Annotated in this window: 23 protein-coding genes; 12 read left to right on the top strand and 11 right to left on the bottom strand. The window is 66.0% G+C overall.

From position 1 onward, the window contains the following. Positions 1–53: 53 nt before the first annotated feature. Positions 54–2,141 (bottom strand): AMP-binding protein, encoded by a 2,088-nt coding sequence (locus tag EYZ64_RS31420; RefSeq protein ID WP_135459632.1) that lies wholly within the window; start codon positions 2,139–2,141, stop codon positions 54–56. Positions 2,142–2,288: 147 nt separating this feature from the next. On the opposite strand from EYZ64_RS31420, the gene EYZ64_RS31415 reads away from it, so the two are divergent. From EYZ64_RS31415 to EYZ64_RS31395, 5 genes are all read left to right on the top strand, one after another. After that, positions 2,289–3,068, top strand: a complete 780-nt coding sequence (locus tag EYZ64_RS31415) for a DUF1906 domain-containing protein (RefSeq protein ID WP_135459631.1) — start codon at positions 2,289–2,291, stop codon at positions 3,066–3,068. A gap of 11 nt (positions 3,069–3,079) precedes the next feature. Next, positions 3,080–3,838 carry an SCO6745 family protein gene (locus EYZ64_RS31410; protein ID WP_135459630.1) on the top strand — a complete coding sequence of 253 codons (759 nt, stop codon included), beginning with the start codon at positions 3,080–3,082 and terminating at the stop codon, positions 3,836–3,838. A 12-nt stretch (positions 3,839–3,850) separates the two neighbouring features. Beyond that, on the top strand, positions 3,851–4,507 hold the full coding sequence (locus EYZ64_RS31405; RefSeq protein ID WP_135459629.1) for a maleylpyruvate isomerase family mycothiol-dependent enzyme: 657 nt from the start codon (positions 3,851–3,853) through the stop codon (positions 4,505–4,507). A gap of 234 nt (positions 4,508–4,741) precedes the next feature. After that, the gene (locus EYZ64_RS31400; RefSeq protein WP_044514215.1) at positions 4,742–5,167 is read left to right on the top strand and encodes an MmpS family transport accessory protein; all 426 of its coding nucleotides are present in this window, start codon (positions 4,742–4,744) and stop codon (positions 5,165–5,167) included. Next, entirely contained in the window at positions 5,164–8,061 is a 2,898-nt protein-coding gene (locus EYZ64_RS31395; protein WP_135459628.1) for an MMPL/RND family transporter, read from the top strand. Before EYZ64_RS31400 ends, EYZ64_RS31395 begins: the two co-directional genes overlap by 4 nt. 15 nt (positions 8,062–8,076) lie before the next feature. Here EYZ64_RS31395 and EYZ64_RS31390 read toward each other — a convergent pair whose 3' ends face one another. Together EYZ64_RS31390 and EYZ64_RS31385 are read right to left on the bottom strand one after the other, a co-directional pair. After that, complete coding sequence (locus tag EYZ64_RS31390) at positions 8,077–9,099, bottom strand: fused (3R)-hydroxyacyl-ACP dehydratase subunits HadA/HadB (protein ID WP_135459627.1); 1,023 nt, start codon at positions 9,097–9,099, stop codon at positions 8,077–8,079. 69 nt (positions 9,100–9,168) lie between these two features. Beyond that, positions 9,169–9,591, bottom strand: a complete 423-nt coding sequence (locus tag EYZ64_RS31385) for a hypothetical protein (protein ID WP_210115609.1) — start codon at positions 9,589–9,591, stop codon at positions 9,169–9,171. A gap of 111 nt (positions 9,592–9,702) precedes the next feature. On the opposite strand from EYZ64_RS31385, the gene EYZ64_RS31380 reads away from it, so the two are divergent. Then, positions 9,703–10,920 (top strand): serpin family protein, encoded by a 1,218-nt coding sequence (locus EYZ64_RS31380; protein WP_135459625.1) that lies wholly within the window; start codon positions 9,703–9,705, stop codon positions 10,918–10,920. On the opposite strand, the gene EYZ64_RS31375 is transcribed toward EYZ64_RS31380, so the two are convergent. Then, entirely contained in the window at positions 10,877–11,452 is a 576-nt protein-coding gene (locus tag EYZ64_RS31375) for a PadR family transcriptional regulator (protein ID WP_135459624.1), read from the bottom strand. The genes EYZ64_RS31380 and EYZ64_RS31375 overlap by 44 nt on opposite strands. A 103-nt stretch (positions 11,453–11,555) precedes the next feature. On the opposite strand from EYZ64_RS31375, the gene EYZ64_RS31370 reads away from it, so the two are divergent. Beyond that, a complete protein-coding gene (locus EYZ64_RS31370; RefSeq protein WP_135459623.1) occupies positions 11,556–11,972 on the top strand; it encodes a nuclear transport factor 2 family protein in 417 nt (138 codons plus the stop codon). Between the two features lie 25 nt (positions 11,973–11,997). Here the strand turns inward: EYZ64_RS31370 and EYZ64_RS31365 are convergent, their stop codons facing one another. Then, complete coding sequence (locus EYZ64_RS31365; protein WP_135459622.1) at positions 11,998–13,821, bottom strand: hypothetical protein; 1,824 nt, start codon at positions 13,819–13,821, stop codon at positions 11,998–12,000. 247 nt (positions 13,822–14,068) lie between these two features. Between EYZ64_RS31365 and EYZ64_RS31360 the strand changes: the two genes are divergently transcribed. The 3 genes from EYZ64_RS31360 to EYZ64_RS31350 all read left to right on the top strand — a co-directional run bounded on the left by EYZ64_RS31360 (position 14,069) and on the right by EYZ64_RS31350 (position 15,401). Continuing rightward, complete coding sequence (locus EYZ64_RS31360) at positions 14,069–14,416, top strand: hypothetical protein (RefSeq protein WP_135459621.1); 348 nt, start codon at positions 14,069–14,071, stop codon at positions 14,414–14,416. Between the two features lie 157 nt (positions 14,417–14,573). Further along, positions 14,574–14,912, top strand: coding sequence for an ArsR/SmtB family transcription factor (locus tag EYZ64_RS31355; protein ID WP_210115608.1), 339 nt, complete (start codon positions 14,574–14,576; stop codon positions 14,910–14,912). A gap of 3 nt (positions 14,913–14,915) precedes the next feature. Then, the gene (locus tag EYZ64_RS31350) at positions 14,916–15,401 is read left to right on the top strand and encodes an SRPBCC family protein (RefSeq protein ID WP_135459619.1); all 486 of its coding nucleotides are present in this window, start codon (positions 14,916–14,918) and stop codon (positions 15,399–15,401) included. Between the two features lie 42 nt (positions 15,402–15,443). On the opposite strand, the gene EYZ64_RS31345 is transcribed toward EYZ64_RS31350, so the two are convergent. Genes EYZ64_RS31345 through EYZ64_RS31325 form a run of 5 tightly spaced genes read right to left on the bottom strand, consistent with a single transcriptional unit; the run spans position 15,444 to position 20,246 of the window. Then, positions 15,444–16,229, bottom strand: a complete 786-nt coding sequence (locus tag EYZ64_RS31345; RefSeq protein WP_135459618.1) for an MHYT domain-containing protein — start codon at positions 16,227–16,229, stop codon at positions 15,444–15,446. A gap of 40 nt (positions 16,230–16,269) precedes the next feature. After that, positions 16,270–16,854 (bottom strand): GTP-binding protein, encoded by a 585-nt coding sequence (locus EYZ64_RS31340; RefSeq protein ID WP_210115607.1) that lies wholly within the window; start codon positions 16,852–16,854, stop codon positions 16,270–16,272. Then, complete coding sequence (locus tag EYZ64_RS31335) at positions 16,835–17,212, bottom strand: DUF742 domain-containing protein (RefSeq protein WP_135459617.1); 378 nt, start codon at positions 17,210–17,212, stop codon at positions 16,835–16,837. The genes EYZ64_RS31340 and EYZ64_RS31335 overlap by 20 nt, the downstream gene beginning before the upstream one ends. Then, a complete protein-coding gene (locus EYZ64_RS31330) occupies positions 17,209–17,664 on the bottom strand; it encodes a roadblock/LC7 domain-containing protein (protein WP_286175228.1) in 456 nt (151 codons plus the stop codon). Before EYZ64_RS31330 ends, EYZ64_RS31335 begins: the two co-directional genes overlap by 4 nt. Then, on the bottom strand, positions 17,661–20,246 hold the full coding sequence (locus tag EYZ64_RS31325; protein ID WP_210115606.1) for a sensor histidine kinase: 2,586 nt from the start codon (positions 20,244–20,246) through the stop codon (positions 17,661–17,663). The genes EYZ64_RS31330 and EYZ64_RS31325 overlap by 4 nt, the downstream gene beginning before the upstream one ends. A gap of 560 nt (positions 20,247–20,806) precedes the next feature. Here EYZ64_RS31325 and EYZ64_RS31315 point away from each other — a divergent pair. Further along, complete coding sequence (locus EYZ64_RS31315; protein WP_135459614.1) at positions 20,807–21,073, top strand: hypothetical protein; 267 nt, start codon at positions 20,807–20,809, stop codon at positions 21,071–21,073. 148 nt (positions 21,074–21,221) lie between these two features. After that, entirely contained in the window at positions 21,222–22,031 is an 810-nt protein-coding gene (locus EYZ64_RS31310) for a L,D-transpeptidase (protein ID WP_135459613.1), read from the top strand. Between the two features lie 93 nt (positions 22,032–22,124). Here the strand turns inward: EYZ64_RS31310 and EYZ64_RS31305 are convergent, their stop codons facing one another. Then, entirely contained in the window at positions 22,125–22,544 is a 420-nt protein-coding gene (locus EYZ64_RS31305; protein ID WP_135459612.1) for a hypothetical protein, read from the bottom strand. Positions 22,545–22,776: the final 232 nt, after the last annotated feature.

Genomic DNA, 22,776 nt, shown 5'->3' with positions numbered 1-22,776 from the left:
CGGTAGTTGGGGGCTGGTTTCCCGGAGGAATACGCCCACGGGGCACCGAAGGTTCACCGCGGATCCGGCCATCCCATCTCCAGCGGAAACTGGCCCTCGATCAGATGACGCTTCAAGACTTTTCCCGTGGCGGTGCGCGGGAGCTGATCGACGAATGTCACGTCGCGCGGAATCGAGAAGCGGCTCAGTCGGTTCCGCACGTAGTTCTTGACGGTGTCTTCGTCGAGTGACGACCCCTCGGTGCGGACCACGAAGGCCGCCAGACGCTGGCCGAACTCCGGATCTGGCACGCCGACCACCGCCACATCGGCGACCTGTGGCAGGACGGCGAGAGCTTCTTCGACTGGCCGGGGAAAAACGTTCTCGCCGCCGGAGATGATCATGTCGTCGTCCCGTCCGGCGACGAACAGACGTCCGCTGGCATCGAGGTACCCGAGATCGCCGGTGTCCATCAGCCTGTCCTCGACGGCAGGCGAGGTCGCGTTCGTGTAGCCGTCGAACAGCATGTCGTTGCCGACGAAGATGCGACCGACGGTGCCGGCCGGCGCGATGTTGCCGCGGTTGTCGAGGATGGCGACGCGGGTACCGAGCGGCGGCCGGCCCGCCGTGGTGGGGGCGACGCGCAGGTCGGCGGGATCGGCGATCGTCGCCCAGGACACCTCGGTGGATCCGTAGAAGTTGTAGAGAACGTCGCCGAAGGTTTCCATGAACTTGGTGACGGCCGCGCCCGGAATCGGCGACCCGCTGCTGGCGACCACCTTCAGCGACGACGTGTCGTATCTGCTGACCACTGCGGCCGGCAACTCGAGAATGCGCTGCAACATCACCGGAACCAGGATCACCACGGTGCAGCGGTGGCGCTCAATGGCTTTGAGGCATTCTTCGGCGTCGAACCGTTCCATCAGCACCACCGTTGCCAGCAGCGGGGTGCTCACCTGCAGCGCGGCGAGACCCCAGGTGTGAAACAGCGGCGCGCACAGCAGCATCACTTCGCCACGGTGCAGCGGCATGCGCGACAACATCGCCGCGATGGCGCCGAAGCCGGGCGGCGTGGGCCGTCGGGCACCCTTGGGCGTGCCGGTGGTGCCCGAGGTGAGAGCCACCAGCTTGCCGGGTTGTTTCGGTGGCGCCACCGGTGCGGCGCCGGTGCCGGTGGAAATGAGATCGTCCAGCGAGCGCCGGTGCCGCGTAGCCGAATTCGCGTGTATCGAAATTCGCGGGATATCCGCGGAGACGTACCGAACCTCCGGTTCGAAGTCGCCGTCGACGAATATGGCGTCGACGCCGTGGCGGTTGACGATCTCTTCGATCGCGCGGGCGGCAAGGCCGGTGTTGAGCAACACCAGGTCTGCACCCAGCTTGCTCGATGCCACCATGCACTCGACCATCGCCGAGTGGTTGCGGGCGAGAACCGCGAACGTGCTGTCGCTGGTGAAACCGATTACGGCAAGGCCCGATGCCAAGCGTGTGGTGCGCTCGGCCACGTCCGCGTAGGTCGACGTCCCGTCCCCGTCGATCGACGCTGTTGTGCGCGGTGATCGCACGGCTGCGGCGGTGAGGCCGCCGGCGAGCGTGAATCCCCATTTGGCGAGCGAATTGAGTTGGCGAAGGCCGCGATCGGGTCGAGACGCGCGCACCACACCGCTGGTGATCATGGTCTTCAACACGTTGAGTTGCAGAGATCGCCCATCGCCCATGTTGACCAGCTGCGAGGACGGCTTGCCTTCGAGGTGGTCCGAGATTCGCTGCAGCCCTTCACGGATCCAGCTCTCGACAGCGTTGTCGCTGGCTTTTGAGATGTCGGGGTGGAGCGTGCCGACCGCGAAGATCCTCAATGCGATCCGAGCACCGCCTCCTTCGGGAGTCAGGCGGATCGAGGCGAAACAACGCCCAGTCTCCGTTGCATCAAGGCGCAACTCCATGCCCGACAGGCGGACCGTCCGGCGTATCTCGTGAACGACGACGGCACCGCGAGAGGTGGACAGACGGACCTCGAAGAGCTGCGGGTCGCCGGCAGCCTGCTCGCACGACCCGATGCCACGAAAGAACCGTGGGTACAGATCCGGTGCCGCCAGGATGGGCCAGATATCCGGACATGGGTGATCGAGCGTTGTGTCGACGGCGATCACGTCTCGTGCCACGGTGGTTCTGCCAGGGTTTCGGTAGTTAGCTGCGACTAGCCATTGTGGTTCATCTGTCCCCGGTACGGACCTGTTTCGCGAACGAACCCGAATGTAACCAATCCCCGGGGGTGGAGTTGGGCCGGATCCGTGGATACGCTTCGGTCCGTGACGCGATCTGCCTCACGGCGCGAAGTCCTCAGGTATGCGGCGCTGTTCGCGCCGGCATGGGCCGTGCCGGGAGCGCTGGCCGCGTCGGCCGGCACGCCGACGGCATCTGCCGATGGCCTGCAACTCGTCGATTTCGCCGACCGGTTGGTCCAGCCCGAGCAGATCAAGTCCGCGGGCTTCGGCGGCGCGCTGGTCTACGTCTCCGAACTGCGGCCCGGAGCCACATTCGATTTCAAACCGGTCAACCGGGACTACGCGGACCGCCTGCGGGCGGCGGGCCTTCAGATCGTCAGTTGCTATCAGTTCGGCAAGCCGGGCTGGCCGACGCCGTCGGACTTCACCCGCGGCTACGACGGGGGAGTGGCCGATGCGCAGACGGCGCTGGGGCTGCACACGGCGGCCGGGGGCCCCGCGACGGCTCCGATCTTCTTCAGCGTCGATGAGGATATCGATGCCTCAACGTGGAAAAGCCAGGCAGTCCAATGGTTTCGGGGCATCAACTCGGTCCTGGGCGCCGCCCGTACCGGAATCTACGGTGGCCGCCGTCAGTGCGGGTGGGCCATCGCCGACGGTGTCGTCGGATCCTCGACCAGCCCGGGCTATCGGTGGGCCTGGCAGACCAAGGCATGGTCACGTGGGGAGCGTGAACCGGCCGCCGTACTGTTCCAGAGGGAAGTCGTCACCGCGTCCGATCCGGGCTTCGTGATCGACGGCATCCATGTTGACGTGAACGATGTTCTCGCTGCCGATTACGGCCAATGGGATCTCGCCAGATAGGAGTCACTGCCATGAGCAACACCGACATGCTGGACGCTGCCGCAGCCACGGGAACGGCGATGGAGCAGGCGGTAGCGATCTTCATGCTGCATCCGGAGAACTTCGGTGCCAGTGTTGCCGCCGGCTACGAGAACCCGTTGGCGGGCTACGTGGCCGGCCGCGGCGGAGTGCTGGGCGAGGCGACGGGCGCCACCGTCAGCGCGGTCTTCGCGGTGTTCGAACCGAGCGGGTTGGCTGCGATGTGGGACGAGGGCATTGCGGTGCGCGGTGCTGCCGGTGCGGCGCAACAGTATTGGGATCAGGCCGCGGAGTTCGGGCGTAAGTACCTGTCCGGTGCCCAGGGGCTGGACCGCATCGCCGCCTTGGGAGAGAAGCTCATCGCCGCGGCGCCGATCGCGGGGCTGCCGCTGTACGCCGGGTGGCGTGCGATGCCGTTGGACGAGGATCCCGCCGCGCGGGCGTTGCAGGTGATGTTCGTGCTCCGCGAACTGCGCGCCGGTGTGCACTTCAACGCGCTCACGATCTCGGGCATCGCACCGGTTGAGGCGCACATGCTCAACAAGGGTCCGCAGTACACCACGATGTTCGGTTGGCCCGAACCGTTCGCCGACGGCGCAGACAAGAAGGACCGTTACGCCGAGATCGAGCAGGCGACCAACCGGCGAATGGCCGAGATCTTCGCGGCCGCTCTCGATCCGGCCGAGGCGCAGGAGCTGGCCGAGCTGAGCACGGGCGCGCTGGCCTCGTTGAAGGCGAACGTCCCAGGCTGAACGGACTGAACCGTGCGGCTGGGCCCGGAGGAACGCGAGCGGGTGTTCGCAGCGGTGGCCGACGAGCGCCGGTCGATCGCCACCCTGGTCGAAGGGCTGGACGAAGACCAGCTGGCCACGCCGAGCCTGTGCGCCGGCTGGGACGTCAAAACCGTTGCGGCACATCTGGTCAGCGATTTCACCGATGGGTTCTGGGGCTTTCTGGCCAGCGGTCTTCGGCACGGCAGCATCGACCGCGGGATCGACGCGCTGGCCCGTCGCCGCGCGCAAGCGTCTGCGGCTGAAATAGCTGAGACACTGCGCGGCCGGGCCGGCCACAGACTGAGCCCACCGGTCACAGGTCCGCTGTCAGGCCTGACCGACGTGTTGGTACACGGTGCCGACATGCGGTTACCACTGGGGCTTCCGCATCACCCGGATCCGCAGCATGTCGCGCGGGTGCTCGATTTCCTCACCAGCCGAACGCAGCTCGGTTTCTTCCCGCACCGGCGCCTGCGGGGTATCGCGTTGCACGACGCGGACACCGGGCGGACATGGGGTGACGGCCAGGTCATCACCGGTCCGGGCGTCGCGCTGATGCTGGCGGTGTGCGGACGCACCGTCGCGTTCGACCATCTCGCGGGCCCGGGACTTCCCGTGCTGCGCTCGCGCCTGCACCTGCCGGATTGAGCTCTCTACCACGCATTTCGTCGCGTTTTCATCCGGCAGCCGAGGTTTGCTCCTTAAGCTGACCACGACCACCAAATCCTGTGGCCATTCGAAACGTCGAAGGGCCTGGACGATGACAGCTGCCAATAGGTTTCCGACACGTGTGCCGCGGTCACGTGTTCGATGGCCTTGGGAAAAGGGCCGGGTCGTCGGGTGGCCGAAGGTTGCATTCGTCAACTTCGGGAGGCAGCGGCGATGACAAAAGTATTCCGGAAGGTCTGGCTACCGATCGCCATCATGGTTGCCCTGACAGTGGGTGTGCTCACGGTGTCGCACCTGCGGACCATCTTCGGTGCCCATCCGGTGCTGGTGACACCGATCGGCGCGGACACCGCGGAGAAATTCAATCCCAAGGTCGTCACCTATGAGGTGTTCGGCTCGGGCTCCACGGCCGTGATCAACTACAAGGACCTCGACGGCATTCCGCAGCGCACCGGAACCGTCCCGCTGCCATGGACCTTGACGTTGACGACCACGGCGCCCTCGTCGTCTCCGAACGTCCTGGCCCAGACCGACGGCCAGAGCATCGGCTGCCGGATCACCGTCGATGACGTGGTCAAGGACGAACGCACCAGTACCGGCGCCAATGCACAAACCTTCTGCTTGGTGAAGGCAGCATGAGCGCGCCGGTGGACGACGCCCCGACCGCTCCCGTTCCGGGGCCTCCTCACAGGTCGCGCCCGGCGATCCCCCGGTTCATCCGGATCTTCGCTGTCCCGATCATCGTGGTCTGGATCGCCATGATCGCGATACTCAACACCGTTGTGCCGCAACTCGAGGCTGTAGGCAAGATGCGGTCGGTGTCGATGAGCCCCAACGATGCACCATCGATGATCGCCATCAAACGCATCGGCACAGAATTCGAGGAATACCGCAGTAGCAGCTCGGTGATGATCGTGATCGAGGGCCAGGACAAGTTGGGCGCCGAGGCGCACGCCTTCTATGACCAGATGGTCCGCGACCTGCGCGCCGACACCAAACATGTGGAGCACGTGCAGGACCTGTGGGGTGACTCGTTCACTGCCGCGGGAGCCCAGAGCGTCGACGGCAAGGCCGCTTATGTCCAGGTGTATCTCGCCGGCGATCAAGGCGAGGCATTGGCCAACGAGTCGGTGGATGCCGTTCGTCAGATTGCCGAGAACAGCCCGGCGCCGCCGGGGATCAAGGCGTATGTGACAGGCGCGGCGGCGACCAGCTCGGATCAGAACAGGGTCGGCGACGAGAGCATGCGGATGATCGAGATGGTCACCTTCGGGGTCATCGTCGTCATGCTGTTGGTGATCTACCGATCCGTGACCACAACGCTCCTGCTGTGCGTACTGCTCGTCGCCGGACTGACGGGTGCCAGCGGGCTGGTCGCATTTCTGGGCTACTACAACGTCTTTGGCCTGACCACCTTCGCGACCAACATGGTGGTGACCTTGGCCATCGCCGCGGTCACCGACTACGGGATCTTCCTGATCGGCCGCTACCACGAGGCGCGCAGGGCCGGCGAGGATCGAGAATCGGCGTACTACACCATGTTTCACGGGACAGCCCACGTGGTACTGGCCTCCGGCCTGACCATCGCGGGCGCCACCTTCTGCCTGCACTTCACCCGGTTGCCGTACTTCCAGACGATGGGCTACCCCCTGGCCGTCGGCATGGTGTTCGTTGTCGCGACAGCCCTGACGTTGGGAACCGCGCTCATCTCGATAGCCAGTCGCTGGGGCCGGTTCCTGGAGCCCAGGGGGAAGTCGAAATCCAGAGGGTGGCGCCGGGTCGGTACCCTGGCCGTCCGCTGGCCCGGCCCACTGCTGGTGGTCGCGGTGTCGGCGTGCCTGATCGGCCTGCTCGCGCTGCCCGGCTACCACACCATCTACAACGATCGCAGATATCTGCCCCCCGACGTGTCGGCCAATGTCGGATACGCGGCGGCGACCCGGCATTTCTCCGAGGCCAGGATGAATCCGGACGTGATGATGATCGAGACCGACCACGATATGCGGAATCCGGCCGACTTCCTGGTGATCAACAAGATCGCGAAGGCGCTGGCGCAGGTGCCCGGTATCGCCCAGGTGCAGACCATCACCCGACCCGATGGCAAGCCGATCGAACACTCGACGATCCCGTACACGCTGAGCCAGAGCGGTACCGGCCAGATCATGGGCAACGACTACCAGCAGGGCGTCATCGCCAACATCCTGGCCCAGGCCGGCGAGATGCAGACCTCCATCGACACCATGGAGAAGATGCAGTCCATCACCCAGCAGATGGCTGCGGTCACCCACAGCATGGTGCAGAAGACGAAGAAGACGTCGACGGATACCAATGAGGTTCGCGACCACATTGCCGACTTTGATGACTTCTTCCGGCCGATCCGAAACTACTTCTACTGGGAACCGCACTGTTTCAACATCCCCATCTGTTGGTCGCTGCGGTCGATATTCGACACTCTCGACGGAATCAACACGTTGTCTGACGACATTCAGGATCTCGTACCCGACCTGGAGCGCCTGGACGCCCTGATGCCGCAATTGGTCGCATTGATGCCGTCGATGATCCAGTCGATGAAGAACCAGAAACAGATGATGCTCAATCAGTATCAGGTTCAGAAGACCCAGCAGGACCAGACCATGGCCCAGCAGAAGGACAGCACCGCGATGGGTGAGGCGTTCGACAAAGCCCAGAACGACGACTCGTTCTACATTCCTCCGGAAGCCTTCGAAACCGACGACTTCCAACGGGGAATGAAACTGATGATGTCGCCAGACGGGAAGGCCGTGCGGTTCACCATCATTCACGAAGGCGATCCGCTGACCCCGGAGGGTACAGCTCGTTCCGAGGCGCTCAAAACAGCTGCGGCGGCAGCGATCAAGGGAACACCGTGGGAGGGATCGTCGGTCTACCTCGGCGGTACCGCAGCGATGTTCAAGGACATGCAGCAGGGCGCCAACTACGACTTGCTCATCGCGGCAACGGCCGCGCTCATGTTGATCCTGATCATCATGATGATCCTCACCCGGGCCCTGGTGGCCGCCGCCGTCATCGTCGGCACGGTCGTGGTCAGCCTGGCCACCGCCTTCGGCCTGTCGGTGGTGCTCTGGCAACATCTCGTCGGCATCCCGTTGCACTGGATGGTGCTGCCGATGTCGGTCATCGTGCTGGTGGCCGTGGGGGCGGACTACAACCTGCTTCTGGTGTCGAGAATGAAAGAGGAAATCCACGCCGGCTTGAAGACCGGCACCATTCGCGCCATGGGCGGCAGCGGCCCCGTGGTCACCGCGGCGGGTCTGGTGTTCGCGTTCACCATGGCGTCGATGGCGGTGAGCAAATTGATCGTCATCGGCCAGGTCGGCACGACAATCGGCCTCGGCTTGCTGTTCGACACGTTCGTGATCCGGGCGCTGATGACGCCGTCCATCGCCACCCTGCTCGGGCGGTGGTTCTGGTGGCCCCAGCGGGTGCGTCCTCGTCCGCCGCGCTCGCCGTGGCCCAAGCCGATCCAGCGCGATCCGGCCGAGGTGGCGTCGTGAGGCGGCTTCAGCGGGTCAGCTGAAGCGGATGTTCATCGTCGCCAGGCCGAAGATCTTCTTGCCGTCGGCCTTTGCGGCGACGATGACGACACCGTTGCGGGTCTCCGGGTCAAGCGACTTGATCTTGCCGCTGAACTCGATGTCAGCGCCTTCCTTGGCCGACACGATCGCGGGCTGGGACAGCCGCACGGCGTAGCGGGTGACGGCCCCCGGATCGCCCGACCAGGTGGAGACGAATCCGGCACCCAGGCCCATGGTGAGCATTCCGTGTGCGATCACGTCGGGCAGCCCGGCCAGCTTGGCGATGTCCTCGTCCCAGTGGATCGGGTTGGCATCGCCGGCCACGCCGGCATAGTTCACCAGGTCGCCGCGGGACAGCCGGGTGTGGTGCACGCCGATCTCGTCGCCGACCTTCAGGTCATCGAAGGACGGGGTACCCGGCGTGCGGGTGGTGCTCTCGGCGATCCGGATCTCGCCCTCGGGGCGGACGGTCTTCTCGTACTCGTCGTCGCCTACTCCGAAGATGTCGACGTCGTGCATCATCGCCCGCTGGACGGCGGTCTTGATCTCCGGATTGAGATCTTCGGCGGTGACGCCGACGACGGTGGTGTGCAGGGTGTGCACGCGCTCGCCGGCCCGGTCCGTGAAGGTGTTGGTGACGGTGATCATGTCCCGACCGGCGATCCGGCGGACCGACGTCAGCTCGACGTCGACGTGCAGCTCGTCGCCGGCCACGATCGGGCGGTGCTGCTCGAAGACCTCTTCGGTCTGCAGGTAGGTGTCATAGCCGACGACGATCGACTCGAACATGCGCCGGTTGCAGGCCATGGCCGGGGTCGAGGTGAAGGTCAGCGGCGCGACCAGGCCCGAGTAGCCCAGCTTCGCGGCGGCGTCGACGTCCCAGTGTGCGGGGTTGTAGTCCTGCACGGCACGGGCGTACTCGCGGACCTTCTCGCGGCCGACCAGGTAGAGGCCGTCTGCCTCGTAGTAGTGGCCGACGCGGGCTTCGAGCGCCGATGCTTCTGGTGCTGCGGTCATGAATTTGCTCAACTTTTCTATCGGCCCGTTCGCTGAAGCCGACGAAAGCACACTAACGTCTGACCGCCATTACGCGTACAACCGGCAGCGCTCGATGAGAATCCGGGCCAGCCGCTCGGGCTCACTCACCATCAGGCAGTGACAGGTGTCCATCTCGATGAGGGTGTGCACCCCGCCGAGCGCCTCGATGTAGGTGCGTTGCCGTTTCGGTCTCAGCGCGCGATCGCGCAGGGTGAAGATCCAGGTGCGCGGGACATCGACCGGCATTCCGCGCCGGGACACTTTCTCCGCCATGACGGCAATCGATTCCGAGTGAAGTTTGCCTGCCATGAACCGGCGACGGACGCGGGGCACCCCGTTCAGATACGCGAATCGCACCAGCCACTTCGGTGTCACGCTGGGACGGTTCCGCCTCACTCCACGGAGGGCGACCCTCTTGAACGGAACACGAATGCCGCCGCCGTGCACGAGAACCAGCGCGGGCAATGCCATCGCGGACCTCCTTCAGCTCCGGCTCCGGTGAATCGTGGCACCTCTGGCGGGCGTCGTTGCGAGTAATCAAGTACCCGATTACCGGTCACGATCGGCCGATATGGTTCGGCCATGCCCGACCTCAGTAACTCCGAGCTCGTGTCTGCCTACGCCGCCCAGTTCAACCAGTCGGTGCTCAATGGGCACGCAGTGGCCTCGCCGCTGGGCCTGTGGCTGTTGTTGGCGTTGGTCGGCCCGACGGCCACAGGAGAGTTCCGGCGCGATCTCGAGGCGGCGCTCGGTACGACGGTCGACGATGCCGCCGCGCGGGCCGGCGCTCTGTTGAGTGAGCCGCACCCGGCGGTGTCTGCCCTCGCTGCGGTGTGGGACCGCGAGTTGGGGCCGGCGTTCGACGAATGGGCGCGCACCCTGCCCGATGTCGTGGAGCGGGGACCGGTCCCGGAGCAGGCGCAGGCCGATGCCTGGGCGCGGTCCCAGACGAACGGATTGATCGACCAATTCCCGCTCCAGCTCAACGAATTGACCAGGCTGGTACTGGCTTCCGCGCTCGCCACCGATATCGGCTGGGCGCAACCGCTGGGCACCACGAATGAGTTGGGCGGGCCCTTCGGTGAACAGATCAGCACGGCATTGACGTTCCGGGACGGAATCCAGCTGGTGGTCGACACCGAGGCCGCCGGGCTGGTCGCGGTGGCCGCACCGCCCTCGTCGTCGTCGCTCGATGTCTTCAGCGTGATCGCCGCGCCCGAGGTGGTGCCCCACGATGTGGACACCGCAGCGCATCAGGTGGCGGCGATGCTGCGGGGTGACGGATGCGCGGCGCGTCGTGTCCCGGTCGAGGAACTGGCTGACGGGCATGCGTGGACGGTGACCGAGCGGCACGAGCGCAGGGTGGGAGGCCCCGACGTTCACGCGGAGTGGAGCACGTACCTGCCGGCCTGGTCGGCGACGAGCGACCACGATCTCGAGAACGCACCCGGTGTGGCCCCGGTGTTCGGCGCGCTCCGCGGCTTCGCGCGGCCCGAGGACCTACCGGTGGAGTTCAGCGCCCGGCAGTCGGTCGTCGCCGCCTATACGCGAGAAGGTTTCAAGGCGGCTGCGGTGACGGCGATCGGCATGGTCGCCGGATCCGTACCCCGGTTCCATGAGGTGTTGGTGCGCCGGATCGAGATCCGCTTCAACCGCCCGTTCGCAGTGCTGGCCTGCGCGGACCGCTATGACGGGCCGGAGGCCTGGCGTGGTGTGCCGGTATTCAGCGCGTGGGTCACCGAGCCACAGGACACCGTCATCGACGAGGTCGGCCCGCCGCGGCCAGTCGCTGTTCGATGACGGCCAGTGCCCGGTCCGCCCAGTCGAGGTTCTCTTCCTCGAACCGGATTCCGCGCAGCAGTGTCAGATAGGGGCCGATGCGCTCGGCCTCGGCCAGGTACGCGGCTTCGGTGCGCCCGGCCAGCAGGAGGTCTTGCACGCGGCGGTAACGCGCGAGTTTGGCGGTGGCCCATTGCCGGCGTTCGGTGAGCGCGTCGCGGACCGCTTCGATATTGCCGGAATCCACCGCCTGGACCTGAACGAGGAGATCTTCGCGGATCGCGCCGGGCTTCGGCGGCACCTCGGTGAACTCGAGCAATGCCTGCCGGCCCGCGTCGGTCAGTGAGTAGAGGCGCTTGTTCGGTCGCCGGTCCTGCTCGACGAGCCGGGCGGCGATGAGACCGTCGGCGGCCATACGGTCCAGTTCGCGGTAGAGCTGCTGAGGGGTGGCCATCCAGAAGTTGGCGACCGACGCGTCGAACCCTTTGGCCAGGTCATAGCCGGATGCCTCGCCGTCGAGCAGCGCGGCCAGGACTGCGTCGCGTAACGCCATGAGCAGATGCTAGCAGCGAAGTGATTATTCAAAATATTGACTATTGAAAGCCGTCGCGCCTAGCATCGCCGCTAGTTGATGAATCGGGTATTGGAGGTGGCATATGCATCCGTTCAGGAAGGCAGTGGAGGCCCGCGACGAGGCCGCGATCGAGGCGCTGTTGGCCGACGACGTGGTGTTCACCAGCCCGGTGGCGTTCAAGCCGTATCCGGGCAAGCCGATCACGGCAGCGATCCTGCGTGCCGTCATGCGGGTCTTCGAGGACTTCCGGTACGTCCGGGAGATCGCCGACGCCTCGGGCCAGGATCATGCGCTGGTCTTCGAGGCCACGGTGGACGGCAAGAAGATCACCGGATGCGACTTCCTGCATCACGATGCCGACGGCAAGATCGATGACTTCATGGTGATGGTCCGGCCGCTGTCGGGTGCGACCGCCCTGTCCGAGGCCATGGCCGCGCAGTTCGAGCGGATCAAACAAGAAGCCGCAGAACAGATTCAGCGAGAGTCCGCTCAGGCCTGATCAGCGGCTCGCCGCTCCGGCTTGATCAGGGCCTGATCAGCGTCCCCGCGTCCGAGGCCGCTTTCTTCAGTTCCGGAATCGTCATGCCGGCGTAGTCGGCATTGACCGGGCCCGCCGCGGTTCCCAGCCACGGCACGACGCCGGGATCCGGGGTGACACCCAGGTGGTAGGCCTGGATGCCGGGCAGGTGGTACTGGAGGAAGTTGCCCAGCATGTCGACGAGGAAGATCACGCTGCGGATGGGGCCGGTGCCCCACAGCGCCGCGGCGTTGATCAACGGCGTCGCAGCGGCAGGATCACCGATCATCACGATCGAGCCGTAGTGCGGCTTGCTGCCGCCGCCGGGCACGTACTCAGGCATGAACGGTTGTAGCCCGGGTATATCGGTGGAGAAGTAGGCCGCGGTATCGCCGTAGGTGAGGACGTTGACGAACCCGGAGTCGGCCCCGTTGCCCGGCACCGTGGTGTTGAGACCGGGGCTCTCGAAACCGACGCCGCCCAGGCCTGTCTGCTGGGCCACGTACGCGGCTTCCCAGCCACCGAGTGAGTGGCCGGTGACGAAGATGTCCTCCTTGCGGTAGCCCTGCGCGATGGCGGCGGCCTCCACCTCCCGCTCGAAGGCCACCGAATCGGTGAAGGCCCACGGCGTGGTGTCGGTGAAGATCACCTGCGTATCGGCGATCACCTGGGAGACGGCGATCAGCGGATTGTGCAGCAGGTTCGTGCCACCCGTGGTGCCCTGGTAGGCGATGATGATCTGGCCGTCGGGCGTCACCCATGCTTTGGCGGACATTCCCGACAGCACGTTGGTCGATTCCATCTGCTTGCCGTTGACCACGAACGGTTTCAGGTCGCCGGGGGTGCCGCCGAATACATACGCGGCGGTCGCGGCATTGAGGAACTGTGACACCGTCGGGGTCTTGCCTGTCGTGGGCCCGTCGTAGGTCATGGTCGGCGGCACCGGTTGCGCCGCAGGCGTTTTGGTCAGTCCCAGCTGTCCTTCGATCTCCCGGAACGCCGCGAAGATCGCATCGTTGATCGGTGCGAAGTTGATCGGGCTCTTCGGGCCGTTGGCCGCCACGGTGATGTCCAGCACCTGCAGGACCGTGTTGACGATGCGGCCGGGCAACTCGGCGATCTTGGCGATCGGCGACAACGGCTCCGGGGGTTTCGGAGTCGTCTTGGTGGTGCTGGATACCGCGGCGACCTTCGCCGTCAGGGGGATTTCGTTCGCGGCGACCTTCGGGGCGGCTTGGATGACCGCAGTGATTTCCGGGAGGGTCGCCGTGCGTTCCGGCGCCGGAGCCGGCGACAGGGCGGAGCCGACGTCCTCGCGGTCGGTGACGGCTGACGGGGCGATCGCCGCCGGGCGCTTCGCCGTCACGCGGGGTGTGAAGTCGGACTTGGCCAAGCGCGTGCCATCGATCCGCAGGGGTGCGGCCGTCTTGATGTTACGGAGTTTCCCGCGGACGATGTCGGCGATCGACTCCGGCTGCGGCGCTGTGGAAGTCGGCTGTGCGGCGGGGGAGTTGACGTTATCGTTCGACGGCGTCGGGTCAGGAGCTGTCTTGCCGGCAGTGTCGGAGGCGTCGGTCTTCGCGGGCGACGAGGGCCGGTTCGGACGTGTGCCACGCCGGTCGGTCGGCTTCTTGGGTCCGTGGCCGGTTCCCGTACTCGAGTGACTCGACGTATGGCCCGATGAGGTCGATGAACCGGTCGTGCCGGGGTCCGCCCATGCCACCGGGTGGGCACTGGCGCCTGCGATGCCGATGCCGATGGCCACGACCGACAGGCCGTACCGCAGTGGTATGCGGCCGGCGTTCTCCGGGCAGCGCGAACTGTTCACCATTACCGATGTCCCCCTTGACATTCCGCGGAAGTGTCCGGACCGCTGCCAACGGGAATGTCAGCCGTCGCGAACACACGCCGGCCCAATATATGACAACGTGCGATGGCAGTCTTGGTTTTTGCGGCCAATGTGACGGCCCGGCGTCGTAGTCTCAGGTATGCGGTTCAGGGGTCTTGCCGGGGTGAGTGTCGTTGTTGTCTTGGCTGCCGCGGTGGCCACAGGATGCACTACGACCGCGGGTACACCCGTGGCGAAGACGACGAGCGCCACGGTGTCCGAGCCTCCCAGGGCGGCGGAGTCTCCCAAGGCGGCCGAGCCAACCGGTGCGCCCGTGGGCTCGGCGGTCATGAAGGTGACCGGCGGTAGTGCCCCGGTGACCATCCGCTACCGGATCAACGGCGGTACGGAGCAGACCGAGACGAACGTGACGCTTCCGTGGGAGAAGCAGTACTCCGTCTTCGACAAACTCGAATCGGAGGTTGCCGCGGACGGTGGGAGTGCCGCGCTGACCTGCACGATCATGATGGATGGCGACAAACTCGTGTCGTTCAAGACCGAGGTGAAGCCGGTGTGCAACTTCTCGTACTGGGGTTAGCGATCTGCCGGCTCACGGTTGGCTGAGCTCCTCAAGCGAAAAGTCCGGTGCCACAGGTTCATCGGTTCGTACCCTGCCGGCGGCAGGAGCTTCACGCTGCACCCCCGAGGCATGAAGCTCTTGACAACATACAACCAATTGGTTGTATGTTGGTCTTGTGACCGAGAGCGATGAGGACCGGGCAGACGCCCTGTTCCACGCGCTCGCCGACCGGACCAGGCGGGACATCATGCGCAGGGTCCTGGCGGGGGAGCACTCGGTCTCGGTGCTTGCGGCGAAGTACGACATGAGCTTCGCCGCGGTGCAGAAGCACGTCGCCGTGCTGGAGAAGGCCGGGCTGATCACCAAGCGACGCAACGGTCGTGAGCAGCTGGCCAGCGGCGACGTGCAGGCAGTGCGGTCCGTTGCGTCCATGTTGACTGAGCTGGAACAGGTTTGGCGTGGCCGCATCGCACGCATCGATGAACTGATCGCATCCGATCCCCAGGAGGACTGAACCATGCCCGTGACCGATGTCCAACACGACCTCGACAATCTGACGCTGACGATCACGGCCGATTTCGCGGCGCCGGTGGAGCGCATCTGGCAGGTCTACGCCGACCCGCGTCAGCTCGAGAAGGTGTGGGGCCCACCGACCTACCCGGCGACCGTGGTCGACCACAGCCTCACACCCGGCGGTCGCGTCACCTACTTCATGACCGGCCCGGAGGGCGACAAGCACGCGGGATACTGGGTGGTCACGGCCGTGGACGAGCCGAGCAGCTTCTCGTTCGACGACGGATTCGCCGACCAGGATTTCAACCCGAACCCGGAGATGCCGGTGTCCAAGAACGTCTACACCTTCGCCGAACACAACGGCGGCACGCGCGCGATCTACGTGAGCACCTACTCCTCCGCCGAAGCGCTTCAGCAGGTGCTGGACATGGGCGTGGTCGAGGGTGCTTCGTCGGCGATCAATCAGATCGACGAGCTGATCGCGTCCTGATTCCCGCGCGACCCCTCTGACGCCGCGGCGCGGGCGCCCGGTTTACCGGTGCCGTCCGGCCGTGGCGGCCACGGGACGTGACTCGGCCGCGCTCTCCTCGGCGTTGCGATCAGGTGCCAGCATCACGGCGGTGATCGGCACGACGAGTGCGAGCAGGCCGATCACGAAGACGGGGAACAGGAACGAGAACACCTCGGGCCCAGCGGGAACCGGCATCGTGTGATCGACAGTCACTCGCACTGCGGCCATGCCGGTGTAGTGCATGCCGACGACGGCGACGCCCATCACCAGGCCGGCGACGAAACGCAGTCCGCGTGATTCGAGGACGAGTGTGAACCACAGCGCGGCGGTGGCCGCGACCACGGCGATCACGAACGAGAGGACGACAAGGGTGGTGTCGTAGGTCATCGTGCCCTGCATCTGCACTGCCCACATGCCGGTGTAGTGCATGACCGCGACCGCCAGGCCGGTGATCACACCGCCGGCCAGCAGGCGGCGCAGATCGAAGTCCCGGCCGATGGTGATCAGCCCGACGAACACCGCGACGATCGCGATCACGGCCGACGCGACCGTCCAGCCCAGGTGATACCGGACCATGCTGCTGGGGATCGCGAAGCCGAGCATCGCGATGAAGTGCATGAGCCAGATGCCAACCCCGCCAATGGCGATCGAGGCCATGAGCAGCCAGCGCAGCCGATCGCGTCCACTGGTTGCGGTGGCACCACAACGGGTGCAGGCCAGGCCGACGACCGAGCCGGTCACCGAGACGATGTACGCCAGGAACAGCAGCCAGAGGCCCATGTCGAAGTGATGTACTTGGTGGTTCATGACGGGTTCCTCGAGACTGTGAGACTGACGGGCGGTGGAGCTAGACGGCTGTCGACGGAAGGCGTTCCAGCGCGAACGAGGTGATGGCGATCAACGCGTTCTTCGCCGAATCACGGTCCCGTGCATCGACATTGATGATCGGGACATTGGGGGACACCGACATCGCCTCGCGCAGCTCTTCGATGCTGTGGGTCGGGGAGTCGTCGAACTCGTTGATGGCGATCAGGAACGGCAGGCTGCGGGCCTCGAAGAAGTCGACGGCCGCGAAGCTGTCCTCGAGCCTGCGGGTGTCGACGAGCACCACGGCGCCGATCGCACCGTGGACCAGGTCGTCCCACATGAACCAGAAGCGCCGTTGCCCGGGTGTGCCGAACAGGTACAGCACGAGATCGTCGGCGATCGTGATCCGGCCGAAATCCATGGCGACCGTGGTGGTTTCCTTGCCGGGGATCGCCTCGATGTCGTCGTGGCCCTGCGAGGCGTTCGTGACCAATGCCTCGGTGCGCAACGGCACGATCTCCGACACGGCGCCGACGAACGTGGTCTTGCCGACGCCGAAGCCGCCGGCAATCACGATCTTCGTCGACGACACCGTGGGGCCGGAGTCAGAGTGCGCGTAAACCACTGAGGGTCCTTTCGATCAGTAGGCGCCGTTCTGCAACGGTCGAGCGGTCGGTCAGGGTCGCGTGAACACGAAGGTGGCCGCTGTCCACCAGGTCGCTCACCAGCACCCGGGTCACCCCGATGGGTAGGCCGGCATAGGCCGAGATCTCGGCGATCGACGGCCGGGTGTCGCACAACCGGACGATCACGGCGGGGATGTCGCCCGGCGCGCAGTCGAGCTCACCGGATGACAGCAGGGCCTCCACCGGAGCCTCGATCGGCACCTCGACCCGCGCCCGGGTTCGTCCACCGGTCAGGGTGTACGGCCGCACGCGACTGGCGGACCGCTTCTGCTCGGGTCTGTCCATGCTCAGGGTCATCGAGCTCCGGGCGTGGCGCGCGGCGTCGCCTCGACGGTCTTGCCGACCCGGTCGACCAGCAACGCCATCTCGTACCCGACCTGCCCGATGTCACACGAGGTCGAGGCCAGGGTGGCCAGATATGAGCCGTTGCCGACGCCCATCAACAGCAGGAACCCGTCGTCCATCTCGACGATCGACTGGCGTACGTTCCCCGCCTCGAACAACCTCGCGGCACCGGCCGACAAGCTCGCCAAACCGGAGGTGACCGCGGCCAGTTGCTCCGCACGATCGGCCGGGAGGTGGGAGTTCGACGCCATCAGCAGACCGTCGGCCGACACCAGGATCGCGTGGGCCACACCCGGCACGTCGCGGACGAAGTTGGACACGAACCAGTCGAGGGTCCCGGAGGTCCCAGACGGTGCTGCAGCGGACCCCGCGGACCGTTCATGTGGTTGCGTGCCGGCGTTCATCGATCTCCTTCGATTCGGCTGTGTGCTGCGTCGGTCTCGGCTCGGCCCCTGCGTACGCCGGCCAACTGTCGGCTCAGGATGTCTCGGATGGCCGCGGGATCGTTGGGTCCGTCGGGCCTGGCCCGGGTTTCCGATCTTGCCTCATCCGGCACCAGGCGCGCTCCGCGTTCGCGGATCGGCAGCCCGGATGCGGTGTGCCGCTTCGGTTCCTGTTCGACGGCCTTCGCCGCGGCTTCCCAGCCGGCGTCGGCGGCGCTGGCCCAGACCCGGTTGCGGAATTCCGGTGTCGTCGGATCCATCAGCCACTCCGAGGCCATCCGCTCGAAGATCGGCGCACTCTCGGACTCGACGTCGCGCCACGTGGATTCGCCTGCCCGCTCTGGTTCCGGACTCGGCTGATCCGAGTTGGCCTGGGTGGAACCGCCGGACGTGAAGTACGAAAGCGGATTTCCGCGCTGCGGGCGTTCGGGTTCTTCGGGGACTGCGGCGGGGGCGGGGGCCGGGATGGTCGCGGGATGTCCGTTGACACCGCTGGCGCCGGGCGAGCGCTTCGGCAGTCCGTTGGTGGTCGCCTGGACCGGGGCATCCGGTCCACGTTCGGGCTGCGCCGACGGGGCCGGCGAGGCATTGATGCCGGCGAGCGCCCCAGCGCCGGTGTGCGCACTCCGCGCGTTTCCGGCGGCTCGCGGCCGGGGATCTGCAAGCGAAGACTCGGAGAACGAGCCGGTTCGCAGATCGTCGAGCGTTTCGCCCATCCCGATGGGCGAGACCAGCGTGCCGGGCAGGTGCACACTCGCCGTCACACCGGGCCGCTCGGTCAACGCCGAGGTGGTCCGCAGCCGGACCGTGGCCTCATGGCGTCGCGCCAACCGGCCGACCACGAAAAGGCCCATCCGCTTGGCGGTTTCGGAGGTCACCTCGCCACCGAGCGCGAGTCGCTCGTTCGCGGCGGTCAGATCGTCCTTGGGCATGCCCAGGCCCCGGTCGGCCACCTCGACCAGCAGGCCGGCGTCGACTGCGCGCCCGACGGTCACCAATACCGGCGAGTCCGGTGGTGAGTAGCGCAGGGCGTTGTCGAGCAGCTCGGCGATCAGGTGGCCGATATCGCTTGCGGCCGAGCCGGCGATGGAGACGTCGGCCATGTGCCCGACCTGAACCCGGCGATACTCCTCGACCTCGGACATCGCGGCGCGCAGCATGTCGGGCAGTGCGACGGGTGCTGACGTGCGGTGACGTTCCACGGTGTCGGCGAGGACGAGCAGGTTGTCGCCGTTGCGGCGCATGCGCGTCGCGAGGTGGTCGAGACGGAACAGGTGATCGAGCCGGACCGGATCCTCCTCATCGAGCTCCAGCGTCTCGATGAGGGCCAGCTGCTCTTCGACCAGTGAGCGGCTTCGTCGGGACAGGGTCTCGAACATGTCGCCGATCTGCAGGCGGACCCCGTGCTCGCCGGCCAGGCGGACCGCTTGGGAGTGGATGTCGTCGATCGCGCGCGCGAGCTGCCCGACCTCTTCGTTGGTATGGAACGGCAATGTCTGGATCTCCGGCATGCCGCCGCCCTTGCTGAGGCGTTCGATCTCCTCGGGCAGCTCAACCTGCGCCACCTGCAGCGCACCCTGGCGCAGCCGGCCGATCGACCGGATGAGCGAGCGTCCGACGGCGAGGGCGAAGACGAGGGCGGCCAGCACGGCGCCGAGGATGATCGCGGTGTCACGCAGGGCGTCGGAGCGCAACACGTTGGCCCGGTGGTGCAGCGTGCCGTCGAGGTCGGAGGACAGGCGCTGCGTCATCGCGCGGTACTGGTCGACGCTGGCCCGCATCGCTTCGGTGAATGCGGGTGCGTGCACGCTGTCGCCGGACGGATCCATGTAGGTGTCGCGACGGACGTCGGACTCCTTGGACAACGCGGCGGCTTCGTCCGTGGGCGTCAGCCGGCTGAGCCGGTCGATAGCCGCGGCTTCCGCGCCTGCCGCGTCCGCGACCTCGGTGCGAAGCTCGTCCGTATCGGCGAAATCGGGGGCGGCGATCAGTACCCGCTGCGTCGTCAATGCACGTTGCGCCGTGAGCGTGTCCACGAGTTGGTCGGCGAGCGGTCGCACGGTGCGGTCATCGACCGTCCCGGTGGTCGTCGCGATAGCCGAGACGACGCCGGACGCCACGTCGGACGCGCGCTCGGCGATCACCCGCTGGGGCAGCGGTCCGGAGTTGATGTCGTCGCGCAGCGTCTTGGCGGTCGAGGACGCCGCCGTCAGCTGTGCGGCGGCCGCCGGGTCGAACTCGGCGGAGGTGATCAGGGTGTCGAGGGCCTTGGCGGTCTGGTCGAACTGTGCGAGGGGTTCCTCGAGCGGTGCGCCCGCGGCCGCGGCGTAGGCCAGCCCGTCGAGCCGGTCGACCAGCTCCACCGCGGGCACGACGATCACCGCGTTGTCGGACGCGAGGTTCAACCGCGAGGCGGCCGACAGCTCGTTGTAGATGCGAGCTGCGCCGAAGGTCGCCGCGAGCAGGATCGGCAACACCAAGGTCGCCGCGACCTTCCACCGCAGCGGCCAGCTCTCGATCGACGCGCGAGACGCCAGAGTCACGGCCGGACGCTCATGTTCTCCGACGCTCGGATCATGTGCATCCACAGCCGTACCACCCTTCACCGAGCAAATTGACGTTCCAGCAGGGGTACTCGGCCACCGGACAGGGTAGGTGATAGGTAACGATTCCGCATCGACGGGGCTAAGGGCGGCGCGTTCGCTGGCGCGCTTCCTTAACTTGTGTCCGCGCGCTACGTGCAGGTTTCCGTACAAACTAAGAAGATGCGGCGATCGGCGCCGCCCCATCGGGCAGAGGTCCGCCGCGATGGACGGATTGCGGTAGCTGGCACCGCAGGCCGCGATGACCTTGATCGCTCGATCAGTTCGGATGAGCGCTCGGGGCAGCAAACATGGCGGCGGAAAATGTCAAATTCGCGAGTGTGAAATGAGTGTGAAATACGTCTCTGTCGCGCTTCTTTCAGTGTGCGAACGCTGCTTAAGAGGGATCCTTAATGTGTCCACGGCCAACTCGATGCATCGTCTCAGCTTGGCCGAGCACGCTCGGGACTGAATAGACACCGAATAGAAGTGTCGTGAAGCTCCACCGGAGGTCAGTGAAAATGGCGACAAAAGCTGCCGGCTCGACGGTCATCGAGCTGGCGACGCACCCGCTCTGGTGTTCGTCGCAGCGCTACTCCAGGGAGCTGGCCGCGGCCAAGCGCAGGCATCCGTCGTCCTATCGACCTGAGGCCGAAGATGACGCGCTCGACGTCGAATCTCAGCGGCCGCTGCCATCGGGCTTGCGCACCAACGCTCTGGTGACCCCGCTGTCCTGCGCTCGGGTCCTCAAGTTGAACAGCGCGGCCGGCGAGCTCGTCGGGGACTGACGCCCCGAAGTTCCGGTCGATCTGCCGTGGCCGAAACGTGACGAACGCTTGACCGAATTGTCTACGTGTGACTACACATTCGGACAGCTGCGGGCCAATACCATGACATCGTTCAAGATCATGGGGGCATCGCAGAGAGATCGGTTTGATGCGCGCGGTAGTTCAGGGTGTTCTCGTTCTGGTCGTGGTTGTCATGACCTATTTCTCCGGCGGTACGAATAGCGTTGACACGGCGGCGGTGAGCCTGCCGTTGACGTCGACCATCGAATCGATCGCGCCGGCCCAGGGCGCTGTCGTCGGCGTGGGCCATCCCGTGGTGGTGACGTTCAAGAACCCGATCACCAACCGGTCATCGGTGGAACGTGCCCTCGGGCTGAAGTCGACGCCGGTGCGTACGGGCACCTACGAGTGGCTCGACGCCAACGTCGTGTCGTGGACCCCGGCACAGTTCTGGCCCGCGCACAGCACGGTGATGCTGTCGGTCGGCGGGATGCGGACGGAATTCCAAACCGGCCCAGCCGTTATCGGTGTTGCCGACATCTCCGATCACACCTTCACGGTCACCATCGACGGGTTGGGTGAAGACCCACCGATCGCCCTGCCGGCACCGCATCATCTGCCGCACGCCGGCGAACCGGGGGTGCTGCTGGCCTCTCTCGGGCGTCCCGAGTACCCGACCCCGGTCGGCACCTACACAGTTCTCGGGAAAGACCGCACGGTGAAGATGGATTCGAGCAGCGTCGGCATTCCCGTCGATGCGCCGGACGGCTATCTCCTGGACGTGGATTACGCGGTCCGATTCACCCATCGGGGTCTGTTCGTACATTCCGCGCCGTGGGCAGTCCCGTCGATGGGCCTGGACAACACCAGCCACGGCTGCATCAGCCTGATCCCGGCGGCCGCCGAGTGGTACTTCAACACGGTCAACATCGGTGATCCGGTGATCGTGCAGGAGTAGTGAATCCTGCTGTGAGGCAACGGTAAAAAGGCAATGAGAAAGGCGCCCGGCTGGTGAGCCGGGCGCCTTTTTGCGCTCCGTGACGAGGTGGGATCAGCCGTCCGCGGGACCGGGCAGCGTGGGAGTCCCGGCGACCGGGCCGCCCCCGGGCGAAACGGTCGGGACGCCCTTTCCGGTGCCTGCGGCGATCGCCACCGGAGCGGCGATAGGTGCAGCCGCGGGGACCGGAGCGGCGGCCGGTACGACCGGCACCGGCGGTGCGAGGGGCACCGGAGGCACCGGCACCGGCGGTGGTGCGAGTGGTACCGGCGGGACGGCAACCGGTGGCGGTGCCAGTGGTGCCGGCGGGACCGCGGCCGGGACGATTCCCGCGGCTTCGACTGCCGCAGCCGCGCACGGCGCACCGGGCGCCGCACCGGCGGCACCGTCGACGCACTTGTACCCGCCTGTCTTGAGTTGCAGCGCTGCCGCGGCGTGCGGGCTCAGCGCTACTGCGGTCGCTACTGCGGTCATGCACAATCCTGCGCTGACAACAGTTTTGACCGTGATATGAGCAAAGGTGGCCATCCCCGATCAGCTCCCTTGATTCGTGTGGAAATTACATCGGTGAAAATTGTGACGAGCTGAACCGTAGAACTGTCTGAAATCGGTGTCCACACAAGTTTTCAGATGGTTGCGGGGTTGACATGTGAGCGAGCCGTAGTCGTGACCGCATCGTTTCCAACCGGCGGCGTACGTCGTGATA

Origin of the sequence: Mycobacterium sp. DL99 (genome assembly GCF_004762045.1) — a bacterium.
GTDB lineage: Bacteria > Actinomycetota > Actinomycetes > Mycobacteriales > Mycobacteriaceae > Mycobacterium.
This window is presented reverse-complemented; position numbering and strand designations above follow the sequence as displayed.

Excerpts from the sequence above, each read along its gene's own strand:
- EYZ64_RS31305 (WP_135459612.1), bottom strand. The coding sequence starts at position 22,544 with ATGACCGCAGTAGCGACCGCAGTAGCGCTGAGCCCGCACGCCGCGGCA.
- EYZ64_RS31315 (WP_135459614.1), top strand. The coding sequence starts at position 20,807 with ATGGCGACAAAAGCTGCCGGCTCGACGGTCATCGAGCTGGCGACGCAC.
- EYZ64_RS31385 (WP_210115609.1), bottom strand. The coding sequence starts at position 9,591 with ATGGCATTGCCCGCGCTGGTTCTCGTGCACGGCGGCGGCATTCGTGTT.
- EYZ64_RS31370 (WP_135459623.1), top strand. The coding sequence starts at position 11,556 with ATGCATCCGTTCAGGAAGGCAGTGGAGGCCCGCGACGAGGCCGCGATC.
- EYZ64_RS31350 (WP_135459619.1), top strand. The coding sequence starts at position 14,916 with ATGCCCGTGACCGATGTCCAACACGACCTCGACAATCTGACGCTGACG.
- EYZ64_RS31345 (WP_135459618.1), bottom strand. The coding sequence starts at position 16,229 with ATGAACCACCAAGTACATCACTTCGACATGGGCCTCTGGCTGCTGTTC.
- EYZ64_RS31400 (WP_044514215.1), top strand. The coding sequence starts at position 4,742 with ATGACAAAAGTATTCCGGAAGGTCTGGCTACCGATCGCCATCATGGTT.
- EYZ64_RS31380 (WP_135459625.1), top strand. The coding sequence starts at position 9,703 with ATGCCCGACCTCAGTAACTCCGAGCTCGTGTCTGCCTACGCCGCCCAG.
- EYZ64_RS31335 (WP_135459617.1), bottom strand. The coding sequence starts at position 17,212 with ATGACCCTGAGCATGGACAGACCCGAGCAGAAGCGGTCCGCCAGTCGC.
- EYZ64_RS31330 (WP_286175228.1), bottom strand. The coding sequence starts at position 17,664 with ATGAACGCCGGCACGCAACCACATGAACGGTCCGCGGGGTCCGCTGCA.
- EYZ64_RS31365 (WP_135459622.1), bottom strand. The coding sequence starts at position 13,821 with ATGGTGAACAGTTCGCGCTGCCCGGAGAACGCCGGCCGCATACCACTG.
- EYZ64_RS31375 (WP_135459624.1), bottom strand. The coding sequence starts at position 11,452 with ATGGCGTTACGCGACGCAGTCCTGGCCGCGCTGCTCGACGGCGAGGCA.
- EYZ64_RS31395 (WP_135459628.1), top strand. The coding sequence starts at position 5,164 with ATGAGCGCGCCGGTGGACGACGCCCCGACCGCTCCCGTTCCGGGGCCT.
- EYZ64_RS31310 (WP_135459613.1), top strand. The coding sequence starts at position 21,222 with ATGCGCGCGGTAGTTCAGGGTGTTCTCGTTCTGGTCGTGGTTGTCATG.
- EYZ64_RS31410 (WP_135459630.1), top strand. The coding sequence starts at position 3,080 with ATGAGCAACACCGACATGCTGGACGCTGCCGCAGCCACGGGAACGGCG.
- EYZ64_RS31390 (WP_135459627.1), bottom strand. The coding sequence starts at position 9,099 with ATGACCGCAGCACCAGAAGCATCGGCGCTCGAAGCCCGCGTCGGCCAC.